This window comes from Polaromonas sp. P1_F4 (assembly GCF_056405675.1).
In genome coordinates this window covers 325,471-339,180 of sequence record NZ_JBFUBP010000004.1, presented here as the reverse complement: position 1 = coordinate 339,180, position 13,710 = coordinate 325,471, and the positions used below count along the sequence as shown (strand labels likewise).

The following is a 13,710-nucleotide window of genomic DNA, read 5'->3' as shown; positions in this document are numbered from 1 at the left end:
GAAAGCCACTCCTGTCGATTCGCTATTCTATTTTAGAATAGCGGTACCTGTCCCGAGGCCTCCATGAAAAAAGCCGCTGCTTCCTCGTCTGCTGCTCCCTCCTTCGCAAGCGCCTTCAGCCATGAACCGGCCGACAAGCGCATCGAGATCCTGCGCCTGGTGGGTGAAAGCGGCTCGATCTCGCAGGCGGCGCGGCAAGCCAGGGTCAGCTACAAGGCCGCCTGGCAAGCCATCGACACCTTGACCAACCTGGCCGGTGTGGCGCTGGTGGAGCGCGCTGTGGGCGGCTCTGGCGGTGGCGGCGCCACCCTGACGCCGGCGGGCCAGAAGCTGCTGGCAGTGGCGGGCCTCTTGAGCGAAACACGTAGCCAGGTGCTGGCGGGCTTCAAAGCCAATGAACTGCTGCTGCCCCGCGCGCTGCCGGTACTGTCCAGCATGAGCGTGCGCACCAGCATGCGCAACCAGTTGCCCTGCCAGGTTGAGAAGATCGAGGTGCGCGGCCAGATGGCGCGTGTGCACCTCAGGCTGGCTGGTGAGGCACTGCTGGTTTCGCGCATTACCAAAGCCAGTGCCGAATTGCTGGGCTTGCAGAAAGGGCAAACTGTACTGGCCCTGTGCAAGGCTACGGCGGTGGCCGTGCGTGAGCCCGCGGTTCCCACACGGCCGGAGATTTGCGTATTGAATGGCCGTGCGGTTCGGATCAGCCGCGGCGCCACGGGCGATGAAGTGTCGATGCAACTTGACGGAGGCCTGCAGCTGGTCGGCTTTGCGCCTGCCGGCAGCAGCCTGAAAGTCCGCTCCCCGGTTCAGGCCCTGGTCGACGAATCAGCCCTCGTGATTGCCCTTTCAGCCTGATGGCCAGGTAAAAAAAGCCGCACCGCGCCTATTCTACAAATAGCTAATATCTATCGATACACTAAATTTAAAATAGTTATACTATCGTCTCGAAAGCATTTTTACCCGTTCTTTAACCCAGCATAGGAAGCTATTCAGATGTCCCTGATCAATACCCAAGTCCAGCCTTTCAAAACCCAAGCTTTCCTCAACGGCAAGTTCATCGACGTTTCAGACGAATCGCTGAAGGGCAAATGGTCGGTCCTGATCTTCATGCCGGCCGCATTCACTTTCAACTGCCCTACGGAAGTTGAAGATGCTGCCGACAACTACGCCGAATTCCAGAAAGCCGGCGCAGAGGTATACATCGTGACCACCGACACGCATTTCTCGCACAAGGTGTGGCACGAAACCTCCCCTGCGGTCGGCAAGGCCAGGTTCCCGCTGGTGGGCGACCCAACCCACACGCTGACCAAAGCCTTTGACGTGTTCATCCCCGAAGAAGGCCTGGCATTGCGCGGCACCTTCGTGATCAACCCCGAAGGCGTCATCAAGACGGCTGAAGTGCACTCCAACGAGATCGCACGCGACGTCAAGGAAACCCTGCGCAAGCTGAAGGCAGCCCAGTACACCGCCGCTCACCCCGGCCAGGTTTGCCCTGCCAAGTGGAACGAAGGCGCCAAGACGATCGCCCCTTCGATCGACCTCGTCGGCAAGATCTAAGAACAGGTCTAACGCCCTGCTGCCTTCCTGACGAAGGCCCGGGCCCCGGCACGCGCGTGTGTGCCGTCCCGGGCTTTTTTGTTCCCCATTGAAATTGAAAGTGAGTCCCTCATGCTCGACGACGCCACCAAAGCCCAACTGAAAAGCTATCTCGAACGCGCCACTGCGCCCATCGAAATCGTCGCCTCGCTCGACGACAGCGAGGCTTCGGGCGAAGTGCTGTCGCTGCTGAAAGACGTGGCTGAGTCCTCGCCGCTGGTTAAATTGACCGAAAGCCGCGATGACCCGCACCGCAAACCCTCTTTCTCGATCAACCGCCCCGGTGAAAACCACGGTCCGCGTTTTGCCGGCCTGCCCATGGGCCATGAATTCACCTCGCTGATCCTGGCGCTGCTGCAGATCGGCGGCTACCCGCCCAAAGTCGAGCAACCCGTGCTCGAGCAGATCCGCGCGCTGGACGGCGATTTCGACTTCGAGGTGTATGTCTCGCTGACCTGCCACAACTGCCCGGATGTGGTCCAGGCGCTGAACCTGATGGCAGTGCAGAACCCGCGCATCAAGACCACCATGATCGAGGGCGGTACCTTCCAGGATGAAGTGAAGGAGCGCGAGATCATGGGCGTGCCCACGGTCTTCCTCAACGGAACCATGTTCGGAAACGGCCGCATGAGCCTGGAAGAAATCCTCGCCAAGATCGACACCAGTGGCGTGGAACGTGAAGCCAAAATCATCGACAAAAAGGAAGCCTTCGACGTGCTGATCGTCGGCGGCGGCCCGGCCGGCGCAGCTGCGGCTGTGTATGCCGCACGCAAGGGCATCCGCACCGGCGTGGCGTCCGAGCGCTTCGGCGGCCAGGTACTGGACACCCTGGGCATCGAGAACTTCATCTCCATCAAGGAAACCGAAGGCCCCAAATTTGCCCACGCGCTGGAAGAGCACGTGCGCAACTACGACGTGGACATCATGAACCTGCAGCGCGCCAAGGCGCTGGTACCGAACAGCGGGCCGGACAAAAACCTGATTGAAGTGCAGCTTGAAAGCGGCGCCTCGCTCAGGAGCAAGTCGATCGTGATCTCGACCGGCGCGCGCTGGCGCAACATCAACGTGCCCGGCGAACACGAGTTCAAGAACAAGGGCGTGGCCTACTGCCCGCACTGCGACGGCCCGCTCTTCAAGGGCAAGCGCGTGGCGGTGATCGGCGGCGGCAATTCGGGCGTCGAGGCGGCGATTGACCTGGCCGGCATCGTCGGCCATGTGACGCTGATCGAGTTCGACACTGCGCTGCGCGCCGACGCCGTGCTGCAGCGCAAGCTGAACAGCCTGCAGAACGTGACGGTGTTCACCAACGCGCAAACGACCGAAATCACCGGCGACCAGAAGGTCAACGGCCTGGTCTACAAAGACCGTGCCAGCGGCGAGCTGAAAACCGTTGAGCTTGAAGGTGTGTTCATCCAGATCGGCCTGGTGCCCAACACCGACTGGCTCAAGGGCGTGGTGGACCTCTCCAAACACGGCGAGATCATCGTCGACGCCAAGGGCCAGACTTCGGTGCCGGGCGTGTTCGCGGCGGGCGACGTGACAACCGTGCCCTTCAAGCAGATCATCATCGCGGCCGGTGAAGGCGCCAAGGCGGCCCTCAGCGCGTTTGACTACCTGATCCGCAGCCCCATCGCAGCGCAGTGATGCAGTGATGCAGTGATGCAGTGATGCAGTGATGGGATACCCGAAAAGGCCGTCCTCTCCGGGCGGCCTTTTTTTGAGCGGTTTTTCACCGGAATCCCCCTGATATCTACAGGGAACAAGATGAGAATTGTTCTCATTTGATGGTATAGTTCGCAGCGCCCCTACTCGCTAGCCAAACAACCCGGCAGCCTTCTCGCGCTGCCAGGCGTAGCAAGCCAACAACCCGCCCACAGGCCCCTGAATTTTCGTCACCCATCGTGGCGTCAGGGGCTGCTGTGCGCACGCCAGTTCCCTGGCGATCCTCCCCAGGAGTTTTGACTTGCTCACCTCGCATCTGCCGCACGCCGCGCGCCACCTTGCACCGTTCGCCATCCTTTCTCTGATCGCCGCGCTTCAAGGCGCATATGCCCAGACAGCGGCCGAGACAACCCTTCGCGAAGTGCAGGTGCGCTCCGATCAGGAGAAAGAAACCGCAACCGGCCCGGTGATCGGCTACCGCGCCAAAAGAGCTTCTACCGCGACCAAGACCGACACGCTGCTGTCCGAAACGCCACAGGCCGTGACCGTCATCACCAGCCAGCAGATTACCGACCAGGGTGCCAACAACCTGCAGGACGCCCTGGGCTACGCTGCCGGCGTGCGATCCGACGCCTATGGACTGGATTCACGGACCGACTCGGTGCGTGTGCGCGGCGCCAACCCCGACAACTACCTGGACGGCCTGCGCGAAGCCTACGGCTACTACACCAGCCGCACACGCGCAGACCCTTACACACTGGAGCGCCTGGAGGTACTGCGCGGCCCGTCGGGCATGCTGTTCGGCGCGGGCACGGCGGCCGGCGTCATCAACATGGTCAGTAAAAGGCCGCAAACCGAAACCCAGCGTGAAGTGGGCGTGCAGTTCGGCAGCAACGGCCGCAAGCAGCTCCAGCTCGACCTGACCGGCCCGCTGACGGAAGATGGTGAATGGCTGTACCGGCTGGTCGCACTCAAACGCAGCGCCAACACGCAGGTCGACTTCGTACCCGACGACCGCAGCCTGATCGCCCCATCCCTCACCTGGCGGCCCAATGCGGCTACCTCGCTCACGCTGCAGGCGCTGTGGCAAAAAGACAAGAGCGGCTCGACCTCGCAGTTCTTCCCGTGGGAAGGTACGCTGCTGCCCAACCCCAATGGCCAGCTGCCCACCAACCGCTTCATCGGTGAGCCGGGCGACTACTATGACTCCGAACGCAAGTCCATCGGCTGGCTGTTTGAGCACAAGTTCAACGACACCTGGACGGTGCGCCAGAACTTTCGGATGGCCACCAACGAGAACGACAACCGCTACCACTACGGCGACTTCTTCACCAACCCGGGCAGTTGGGGCTCCGACCCGGTGGCCAAACGGCGGCTGGGCCGCATCAACGACAGCTCGCTCACGCGCAACCGCATCACCGCGCTGGACAATCACGCCGAAGGCCATTTCACCACCGGTGCGCTCAAGCACACGCTGCTGGTGGGCGCCGACTTTGCGCGCCACAGCGAGAACACCTGGGCGGGCGCCACGGTCAGCGATATCGACGCCTACGCGCCCGTCTACGGCAACCTGCTCATCCCCGTACGCGCGGCCCTGCCGGGCACCACGCAGCGGCAGACAGGCCTGTATCTGCAGGACCAGATGAAGCTGGACAACTGGATCGTGACGGCGGGCCTGCGCCACGACAAGTCGGTGTCGGGCGCCGAAGGCCGCTCTGAGGAAGAGACCTCGGCCACCACCAAGCGCCTGGGCCTGATGTATGCCCACCCCTCGGGCTGGTCGCCCTATGTGAGCTACAGCGAATCCTTCACCCCGCAGGCCGCCATCAAGGGGCAACTCTTCACGCCGCTGCGCGGTGAGCAATGGGAACTGGGGCTGAAGTACGAGCCGGCGGGCCGCGCGCTGGCTTATAGCGCCGCGCTCTATGACCTGCGCGAGAAAAACCAGATCGCCTCGCCGCTGCCCAACACCTACAACCAGGTGGGCGCCACGCGCACCAAAGGGCTGGAGCTGGAAGTCAAGGGCTCCGTCACGTCCAATCTGGAGCTGGTCGCGCACTACAACTACACCGAGCTGGACAAGCAGCTCGAAGGCCTGCCCAAGCACCAGGCCAGCGCCTGGGCCAAGTACCGCTTCTCCATCGCCGGCGTGAATGGCTTTTCTGCGGGCGCGGGCGTGCGCTGGATGGGCGCTTTCCGGGACCAGCAAGGCGGCGGCAATGGCCCCGAAATCCCCGCAGCCGCGCTGCTGGATTTGATGTTCGCCTATGACACCGCGAACTGGCGCTACGCCGTCAACATCAACAACGCGACCGACAAGACCTACTTCAGCACCTGCCTGGCCCGCGGCGACTGCTGGTATGGCGCGCGGCGCACGGTGGTGGCCAGCGCTACCTACCGCTTCTAGACGACAAGAAGGAGAGCCACGATGACCACGATCAGCCTCACGGGCAAGAAGACGGCGATGGACAGCCGGCGCATCAAGACCTGGACCTGGGTGCACAAATGGAGCAGCCTGGTTTGCACGGTCTTCATGCTGCTGCTGTGCCTGACCGGGCTGCCGCTGATCTTTCACCATGAGATCGGCCACCTGCTGGGCACCGAAGTTGAAGCGCCCGATTTACCCAAGGACACGCCACACGCCAGCTTGGACCGCGTGATGGAAGTGGCGCAGGGGCTGCATCCGGGCAAGGTGCCGATGTTCATCACCCAGGAGCCGGATGACAACCGCTTCTGGTATGTCACATTTGGCGACACACCGACATCCGAAGAGAACAACAAGACCGTCGCGGTCGACGCACGCACCGCAGCTGTGCTGGCCCAACCCAGGTTCGACGAAGGCTTTATGTACGTGATGTTCAAGCTGCACGTTGACCTCTTTGCCGGACTCGCGGGCAAGCTCTTTCTGGGCTTCATGGGGCTCTTGCTGCTGGTGGCGATTGTCTCGGGTGTGGTGCTGTATGCGCCCTTCATGCGCAAGCTGGACTTCGGCACGGTGCGGCAAACCCGCCCACGCGCCCGCTGGCTGGACTTGCACAACCTGCTGGGCATCGTGACGCTGGTGTGGGCCTTCACCGTGGGCGCCACGGGCATGATCAACACCTGGGCCGACCTGTTGATCAAGTACTGGCAGTACGACCAGTTGAGCTCGCTGCTGGCGCCCTACCAGGGGCAAAAACCGCCGGCACGCCTGGCCTCGGTGCAGCAGGCAGCTTCATCGGCGACCGCACTGGCGCCTGAAATGAAGATGGCCTTTATCGCCTTCCCTGGCACGTCGTTTTCGAGCCCGCACCACTACACCGTCTTCCTGCGCGGCAACGAACCCTTCAACTCGCGCCTGCTCAAGCCGGTGCTGGTGGACGCCGGCACCAATGCGCTCACGGCCAGCCCGCCGCTGCCCTGGTACCTCACAGCGCTGCTGGTGTCGCAGCCGCTGCATTTTGGTGATTACGGCGGCATGCCGATGCAAATCCTCTGGGCCCTGCTGGACATCGCAACCATCATCGTGCTGGGCAGCGGCCTTTACCTGTGGCTTGGACGGCGTAATCCGGCCAAAGCGGCGAAGCCGGAAAAAACAGCAGGGCAAATACCAGCGCCGCATGCGGCACGCCACGAAACAACTGGCGGTGCCGCATGAGCGCAAAGGCCGATTCCGCGAAGGACTCCGCTTTCTGGCGCCTGTGGCGCTGGCCCCTCGCGCTGGGCACGCTCAGCACCACCGGCCTGCTGACTGCGCTGGTGTCTGATGGCTGGGGCGACTGGTGGTGCTGGCTGGGGTTGGGCGTGCCCGTGGCTGTGATGGCCTGGTTCTCGTGGGTGCCCGGCGGGCCGCGCAAACGCTGAATGGCGAGTGAGTGGTTTTTTGCTCTGAAGCGGTATGTAAAAGTTAATCTGGCAGCACTTTGAAGCGAAGCACAAAAACACCAAAATTTCATGGGGAAAGTGCCAGAAACCCTTACAAAACGGGCGCAAGCAGCTCCTGATTTAATAGCAACCCAAAAAAACCTTCACTGACCACACTTGCCCAGGTGCGGCTGCCTGGCGCTTGAGTTCTGTCGCCGCGCGAAGTGCGATGGTGATGTGCCTGACCTTGGCGCCGATGTGGCGTCTATAGCCATCACCGGCGGCAGGCCCGCTCAGGCTATAAAATTCAGGCTTGCTCACGCACGATCAGAGGGCACGACCTGAAGGGATGCGCGGTGAGTCCCTTGCATCACCCAAGCCCTTTCTCGTCCCCCCATTTCTTTCCCCCTCTTCTTTTTTTCTCTCATGAGCGCCTTCAACACAGAACGCATTATTTCCGTCCACCACTGGACCGACTCGCTATTTAGCTTCACCGCCACGCGCGATTCGGGCTTTCGCTTTGTCAACGGCCAGTTCACCATGATCGGGCTGCCCGTGGACGGTAAACCATTGCTGCGCGCCTACAGCGTGGCCAGCGCCAACCATGAAGACCAGTTGGAGTTCTTCAGCATCAAGGTGCCCGACGGCCCGCTGACTTCGCGGCTGCAACACCTCAAGCCGGGCGACGACATCCTGGTCGGCCGCAAGCCCACCGGCACGCTGTTGCTGCAAAACCTGCTGCCCGGCGGCACGCTGTGGCTGCTGGCCACCGGCACTGGTCTGGCGCCCTTTCTCTCTCTGATCAAGGATCCCGACACTTACGAGCGGTTTGAGCGCGTGGTGCTGGTGCACGGTTGCCGTACCAGCGCCGAGCTGGCCTACCGCGAGCTGATCGAGCACGAGCTGCATGAGCATGAGTTCCTCGGCGAGCTGGTGCGCGGACGCCTGATGTATTACCCCACCGTGACGCGCGAGCGCTTTCGCAACGAAGGCCGCATCACCGAGCTCATGCAGTCGGGCAAGCTGTACAGCGACCTGGGCTTGCCCGCGATCTCTATCGGGAACGACCGCCTGATGCTGTGCGGCAGCCCCGACATGCTGCGCGACATCAAGGCCATGCTGGAAGAGCGCGGCTTTGAGGAAGGCAACATGCAGCGAGCCGGCCACTTCGTGGTGGAACGCGCATTTGCCGAGCGCTGACTGACAACGGGAAACGTTTGCAATGCGAACGTTTCTCACAATCAAACGCAACCAGACCGCCCCAGCAGGGGAATGCTTGAGTTACGGTACGCGGCCAGTGACAATGGGCGATCCGCACTACACAACGATAAGGAATTTCCATGAAAGGCGACGCAAAAGTCATCGCTCACCTGCAGGCGCAGCTGAAGAACGAGCTGACGGCCATCAACCAGTACTTTTTGCACTACCGCATGTACAAGCACTGGGGCCTGGACAAGCTGGCCAAGAAGGAATACGAAGAGTCCATCGGCGAGATGAAGCACGCCGACAAGCTGATGGACCGCATCTTCATGCTCGATGGCCTGCCCAACCTGCAGGACCTGGGCAAGCTGATGATCGGCGAGGATGTTCCGGAAGCCCTGAACTGCGACCTGAAAGCCGAAACCGGTGCACAGGCCACCATCAAGGACGGCATTGCCCACTGCGAAAGCGTACGCGACTATGTCTCACGCGACCTGCTGCAGGAAATCCTCGATGACACCGAAGAGCACATCGACTTCCTGGAAACCCAGATTGAGCTGATTGGCAAGGTTGGCCTGCAAAACTACCTGCAAAGCCAGATGGGCGAGTTGAGCTGAATGCGGTCCTGAAATAGCCGGATGACATGCCTGGCGCAAACAAAAAACGGGGCGCAGGCCCCKTTTTTTGTTTGCGCCAACGCTGACTGCCCCCTGGTTTTCAGAAGCTCTTTTCCCGGCCTCAATTTCGCGGCAGCACAGAGACATATCGCGTTTTCGCCACACAAGCATCACCTTTTCTCGTCATTCCTGCAACATCCAGATACAAGGGATTACGAATCATTATCATTTGATATACACTTCGGGCGAACTTCACGAGCCAGCCAACTCGCRCCCGAGGGCATTTCGAGCCAGCCAAGCTTTTTCCTGAACCCGGTCCACCGCCTGCAAGGCAGGACCCTGCTTGGAGGCCATCTTGGCACACCCTTCCGCTCGCGCCGCACGCCCTGCGCGCAACAAAAAGACCCGCACCACGGGCACTGACAATTTCACGCCGCTTGCCGGCCCGGTTGCCAATCCTGCCGCATCTTCCGACAAAGCCCTGCTCCCGCTTGGCGCGCTCATGCTGGCGGTTTCGGTGTCAGGCTGGGCCCAGAGCATCACCCCGACGCCCAGCACCGGCGCCACGACGACCACTTCATCCACTGCACCCGAAGGCAGGAGCCTGGCACCCGTCACGGTGACGGGCACACGCGATCGCGCCAGCCAGACTTATCAGAGCGGCATTACCAGTGTCGGTAAAGCGCCATTGGCCGCCAAGGACATTCCGCAATCGCTCACGGTCGTCAACGAAAAACTGATTCACGACCAGGGCAAGGACAGCTTCAAGAGCGCCCTTGAGAACGTTGTCGGTATCACTTTTGAAGCAGGGGAAGGCGGGCGCATCGGCGACAACATTCGCTTGCGCGGTTTCAGTGCTGCTGGAGATATCTACCTGGATGGCATGCGCGACATTTCCCAGTACAACCGGGACACCTTCAACTATGACCGGGTGGAAGTCTTGCGCGGTGCGGCATCCATGCTTTTTGGTCGCGGTTCTACCGGCGGCATCATCAACCAGGTCAGCAAAACTCCGCGCCTGATCACAGAGCATGAAGTGAATACGACGATAGGAACCGGCAATTACTTACGCCTGTCAGGTGACTTCAACTTCAAGACATCGGATGACGCCGCATTTCGCATCGGGGTCATGACAACGGACTGGGATGGCCGCGCCGGAAAAGCAGAAACGCATCGTCGCGGCCTGGCCGCAGACTACCGCTGGGGCATTGGTACGTCGGACGAATTCATGGTCAGCCTGTACCATCTCAACTACAACGACAAGCCCGACCTCGGCGGGCGTTGGCTGCAGAACGCACCCGCGCCCTTCTCTCCCGATAAATGGTATGGCGTAGATTCGGACTACCAGCGCGACAGCGCCGACATTGTCACCGGCACGCATACGCATCGCTGGGCAGATGGCAGCACCCTCAAAACAACGCTGAGAGACGGACATTTCAGCCGTGATCTGTGGGCCACGCAAATTAACGGGTTCGCCGCTAGCGTCACGCAAGCGAACTTCAACCAGAACACAGTCGTCAACCGCGGAAACCAGACACGCGCAGGGCAGGACCGTCATACTTTCCTGCAAAGTGACTACGTCACAAAGACAAACTGGTTCGGTCTCAAGAATGACCTCCTGATTGGCGGGGAATACGCGCTGGAGCGCTCTGGCCGGGACAGCTACAGCAATGTTCCCGGAAAACCTTCAACGACCGTCGGCATTGCAAGCAATGCAGGCGTTGCAGACACCCGGGTACGGACTTGGGCCAACAACTTCACGGCCACCACGGTGGGCATATACGCGCAAGACATCATCAGCCTGACACAAGCCTGGAAACTGGTCGGCGGATTTCGCCACGACAGTTTCAAGGGGGAGTACGACCGGGTAACTGGCGGCCGCCTGTCCCGCTCAGACAATCTCTTGAGTACTCGCCTTGGCGTGATGTACCAGCCGACCGATGAAGTCAGCTATTACGCATCCTATGGCACCTCATTCAACACCTCAGGCGATCTGTACCAATACGATGCGACCACGGCTAACACGCCACCGGAAAAAAGCCGAAACATCGAAATAGGCGCCAAGTGGGAGCTGTTCGGAGGGGATTTGTCATTACGTACGGCCCTTGCCCGGACAGACAAGTACAACGAGCGCAGCACCGACACGCAAACAGTGCCCGGTGGCACGGAGTTCCTGTTGTCGGGACAACGCCACACCAACTCGCTGGAGTTTGAAGTTGCAGGCCGTTTAAGCGCAAGCTGGGACGTTTTTGCGGGCATCGCCTTCATGCGCGGTGTCATTGACAAAGCCGGTTCAAGCCCCGCATCAGCCGCAAGTGTTGGCCAGGAGCCAGGCTTGCTCCCCCATCGTCAAGCCAACCTGTGGACCACCTACCGGTTTTCTGACAAATGGCGTGTGGGTGGTGGCCTGACGGCAGTCAGTAAAAACAAGCCCGCCTTGCCGGTGCCGACAACCAATAGCGTGCCGGGATACACCAAATTCGATGCCCTGCTTGAATATCAGATTAACCAGAACAACTCCATCAAGGTCAATCTCGACAACGTATTCAACAAAGTCTATTACACCGCCCTGTACACAGGCTGGCCTGGCCCTGCTGCACCGGAACGCAGTCTGCGTGCCACCTGGACCAGCAAATTCTGATCTGAGAATCGGATTTTCCAAACTCAGGCACCTGGGAGATACTTCCGGGTGCCTTTTTTATTGATGGAATCCCATGCTGCTTCGCATTCAACAAGCCCTCAAGCCGGACGAACTTGCGCAGGTCCGCCAGCTGATCCTGGACGCCGATTGGGCCGACGGCCGCATCACGGCCGGCAGCCAGAGCGGCGCCGTCAAGAACAACCTGCAGCTGCCTGAAGAGCTGCCCGCCGCCCAGCAGGCGCGGCACATCGTGTCGGTGGCGCTGGCCAGTAATCCGATGTTCGTGACCGGGGCGCTGCCCAAATCGGTCTATCCGCCGCTCTTTAACCGCTACGGCGGCGACGCCAACAATTTCGGCAACCACATTGACAACGCGGTACGCACGCATGCCGCCACAGCACGGCACGTGCGAACCGACATTTCCTGCACGCTGTTCCTGAGCGATCCGGCCAGCTACGACGGCGGCGAACTGGTCGTGCAAGACACCTACGGCGAACAACGCATCAAGTTCGAGGCAGGTGACCTGGTGATGTACCCGGGCACATCGGTGCACCGCGTGGAGCCTGTCACGCGCGGTGAGCGGCTGGCCTGCTTCTTCTGGATTGAAAGCATGGTGCGCTCCGATGCCCAACGCCGGCTTTTGTATGAGATGGACATGGCCATTACCTCGCTGCGCCAAAAGGACCTGGAACGCACAGCCCCAGGTGCGGCCGAAGGCGCCGAAGTGGTACGGCTTACAGGCTGCTATCACAACCTGCTGCGGATGTGGGCTGAGGTTTAGGCGGTTGGACCGCGTTTATCCTTCATCGTGAAGGGTCTTGGCAACCCATCACCCCGATGATGCCTCGCTCGCCCCAAAAAACAGCCTTTCCGCTATCTAATTCATAGCTGCTTGCGCCCGCCCAGAAAGGCTTACTGCTGAATTTGGCTTCGAAAACAAGGCCAAAAATCCTCTGCAAATAGCTCGCACTTCCTGAAATCTGCATCTCATGATTGCAAATGCGATAGATTCGCATTTATAATCAGCACACCGATTGAATCAATCACCAGCCAAGCCCATCCATGATCGTTTGCGTCTGCCGCCGAATCTCCGACCGCGAAATTGCCCGCCATGCCCGTGCAGGCCTGGGCTTTGACGAGATCCAGTTCGAACTCGGCGTGGCCACCCAGTGCGGCCAGTGCGAAGGCTGCGCCCGCGACGTGGTGGCGCAGTGCAGCGCCAGCTGCCCGACGGCCAACATCAAGCTCGCCACCCACACGCTGGAAGGCAGCCCATGGAACACCTTGCAACCTTCTCCCCAATACTGATTTCGGCCCTTCCTGTCAGCCTTGTGCTGGTGATAGGTTCCGCGTGGTGGATATTCCGCCGCTAATTCCCGGTTGTCTTTTTGACCGAAACCGCGCCTCAATGTGGCCATTCGCCCAGCTATCCCTCTCCCGATGAACGCCACTTTCTCCACCGCACCGCGCCCCACCCCGCCGCGCCAGCCCCTCAGCCGCAATGCGGTTATTGCGCTGACAGTGGTGGCCCTGCATGTAGGGTTCATCTGGGCATTGCAAAGCGGCTTGCTGATGCGAGCTGCCGAAATCGTGATTCCTGCAGAAGTCCTCACTCAATTCATCGACCCACCCGCCCCCAAGGTGGAGCCCGTCCCCCCTACCCCGCCCACGCCGACCGTACAGAAAAAAGCTGTTGCCAAGGCACCCGACAAACCCGCGCCCCAGCCGCTGGCCATCCAGGACCCGACACCTTCGCCCAATGCCCCGACAGGCGTTGTCACGCCGCCGCTACCGCCAGCGCCTGTAGCCGTGGCTCCAGCCGCACCGCCTGCGCCACCGGTGGTACAGCTGCCGTCCAGCGATGCCGACTACCTGCAGAACCCAAAGCCGCCCTACCCTATCTTGAGCAGGCGGCTGAACGAGCAGGGCAAGGTGACACACCGAGTATGGATTGGCGTTGACGGCAAGGCCCAGCGCGCGGAACTCGTCACCTCGAGCGGTTTCCCCCGCCTCGACAAAGCCGCTTACGACGCCGTCATGAGTTGGCGCTATGTGCCTGGCAAGCGAAATGGCGTTCCCGAAACCATGCCCTTCCTTGTTCCCATTGACTGGGGCTTGAAAGACTAAACGAATTTTTTTGAACCTTGGAGT

At 60.8% G+C, this 13,710-nt stretch carries 12 protein-coding genes; all 12 read left to right on the top strand.

Going from position 1 to position 13,710, the window contains the following annotated elements; all coding sequences use genetic code 11:
• The first annotated feature begins 63 nt into the window (after positions 1-63).
• A complete protein-coding gene (locus AC1DYQ_RS11395) occupies positions 64-855 on the top strand; it encodes a TOBE domain-containing protein (RefSeq protein ID WP_477686875.1) in 792 nt (263 codons plus the stop codon).
• A gap of 138 nt (positions 856-993) precedes the next feature.
• Positions 994-1,557, top strand: a complete 564-nt coding sequence (gene ahpC, locus AC1DYQ_RS11390) for an alkyl hydroperoxide reductase subunit C (RefSeq protein WP_477671003.1) — start codon at positions 994-996, stop codon at positions 1,555-1,557.
• A gap of 111 nt (positions 1,558-1,668) precedes the next feature.
• Entirely contained in the window at positions 1,669-3,240 is a 1,572-nt protein-coding gene (gene ahpF, locus AC1DYQ_RS11385; RefSeq protein ID WP_477686874.1) for an alkyl hydroperoxide reductase subunit F, read from the top strand.
• 319 nt (positions 3,241-3,559) lie between these two features.
• Positions 3,560-5,665 carry a TonB-dependent siderophore receptor gene (locus tag AC1DYQ_RS11380; protein ID WP_477686873.1) on the top strand — a complete coding sequence of 702 codons (2,106 nt, stop codon included), beginning with the start codon at positions 3,560-3,562 and terminating at the stop codon, positions 5,663-5,665.
• Between the two features lie 57 nt (positions 5,666-5,722).
• Positions 5,723-6,895 (top strand): PepSY-associated TM helix domain-containing protein, encoded by a 1,173-nt coding sequence (locus AC1DYQ_RS11375; RefSeq protein WP_477686922.1) that lies wholly within the window; start codon positions 5,723-5,725, stop codon positions 6,893-6,895.
• The gene (locus AC1DYQ_RS11370) at positions 6,892-7,101 is read left to right on the top strand and encodes a hypothetical protein (RefSeq protein ID WP_477649627.1); all 210 of its coding nucleotides are present in this window, start codon (positions 6,892-6,894) and stop codon (positions 7,099-7,101) included. Before AC1DYQ_RS11375 ends, AC1DYQ_RS11370 begins: the two co-directional genes overlap by 4 nt.
• A 426-nt stretch (positions 7,102-7,527) precedes the next feature.
• Complete coding sequence (locus tag AC1DYQ_RS11365) at positions 7,528-8,301, top strand: ferredoxin--NADP reductase (protein WP_477649628.1); 774 nt, start codon at positions 7,528-7,530, stop codon at positions 8,299-8,301.
• Positions 8,302-8,441: 140 nt separating this feature from the next.
• Positions 8,442-8,918, top strand: a complete 477-nt coding sequence (gene bfr, locus AC1DYQ_RS11360; protein WP_477649629.1) for a bacterioferritin — start codon at positions 8,442-8,444, stop codon at positions 8,916-8,918.
• A 502-nt stretch (positions 8,919-9,420) separates the two neighbouring features.
• A complete protein-coding gene (locus AC1DYQ_RS11355; protein ID WP_477686872.1) occupies positions 9,421-11,559 on the top strand; it encodes a TonB-dependent receptor in 2,139 nt (712 codons plus the stop codon).
• Positions 11,560-11,632: 73 nt separating this feature from the next.
• Entirely contained in the window at positions 11,633-12,340 is a 708-nt protein-coding gene (locus tag AC1DYQ_RS11350) for a Fe2+-dependent dioxygenase (RefSeq protein WP_477686871.1), read from the top strand.
• Positions 12,341-12,621: 281 nt separating this feature from the next.
• A complete protein-coding gene (locus AC1DYQ_RS11345) occupies positions 12,622-12,867 on the top strand; it encodes a (2Fe-2S)-binding protein (RefSeq protein WP_477649632.1) in 246 nt (81 codons plus the stop codon).
• 132 nt (positions 12,868-12,999) lie between these two features.
• Positions 13,000-13,686, top strand: coding sequence for an energy transducer TonB (locus AC1DYQ_RS11340; RefSeq protein WP_477686870.1), 687 nt, complete (start codon positions 13,000-13,002; stop codon positions 13,684-13,686).
• Positions 13,687-13,710: the final 24 nt, after the last annotated feature.

What these genes read in the sequence shown, in the direction of transcription:
- AC1DYQ_RS11395 (WP_477686875.1), top strand. Translation starts at nt 64, where the DNA reads ATGAAAAAAGCCGCTGCTTCCTCGTCTGCTGCTCCCTCCTTCGCAAGC.
- ahpC (WP_477671003.1), top strand. Translation starts at nt 994, where the DNA reads ATGTCCCTGATCAATACCCAAGTCCAGCCTTTCAAAACCCAAGCTTTC.
- ahpF (WP_477686874.1), top strand. Translation starts at nt 1,669, where the DNA reads ATGCTCGACGACGCCACCAAAGCCCAACTGAAAAGCTATCTCGAACGC.
- AC1DYQ_RS11375 (WP_477686922.1), top strand. Translation starts at nt 5,723, where the DNA reads ATGGACAGCCGGCGCATCAAGACCTGGACCTGGGTGCACAAATGGAGC.
- AC1DYQ_RS11370 (WP_477649627.1), top strand. Translation starts at nt 6,892, where the DNA reads ATGAGCGCAAAGGCCGATTCCGCGAAGGACTCCGCTTTCTGGCGCCTG.
- AC1DYQ_RS11365 (WP_477649628.1), top strand. Translation starts at nt 7,528, where the DNA reads ATGAGCGCCTTCAACACAGAACGCATTATTTCCGTCCACCACTGGACC.
- bfr (WP_477649629.1), top strand. Translation starts at nt 8,442, where the DNA reads ATGAAAGGCGACGCAAAAGTCATCGCTCACCTGCAGGCGCAGCTGAAG.
- AC1DYQ_RS11355 (WP_477686872.1), top strand. Translation starts at nt 9,421, where the DNA reads ATGCTGGCGGTTTCGGTGTCAGGCTGGGCCCAGAGCATCACCCCGACG.
- AC1DYQ_RS11350 (WP_477686871.1), top strand. Translation starts at nt 11,633, where the DNA reads ATGCTGCTTCGCATTCAACAAGCCCTCAAGCCGGACGAACTTGCGCAG.
- AC1DYQ_RS11345 (WP_477649632.1), top strand. Translation starts at nt 12,622, where the DNA reads ATGATCGTTTGCGTCTGCCGCCGAATCTCCGACCGCGAAATTGCCCGC.
- AC1DYQ_RS11340 (WP_477686870.1), top strand. Translation starts at nt 13,000, where the DNA reads ATGAACGCCACTTTCTCCACCGCACCGCGCCCCACCCCGCCGCGCCAG.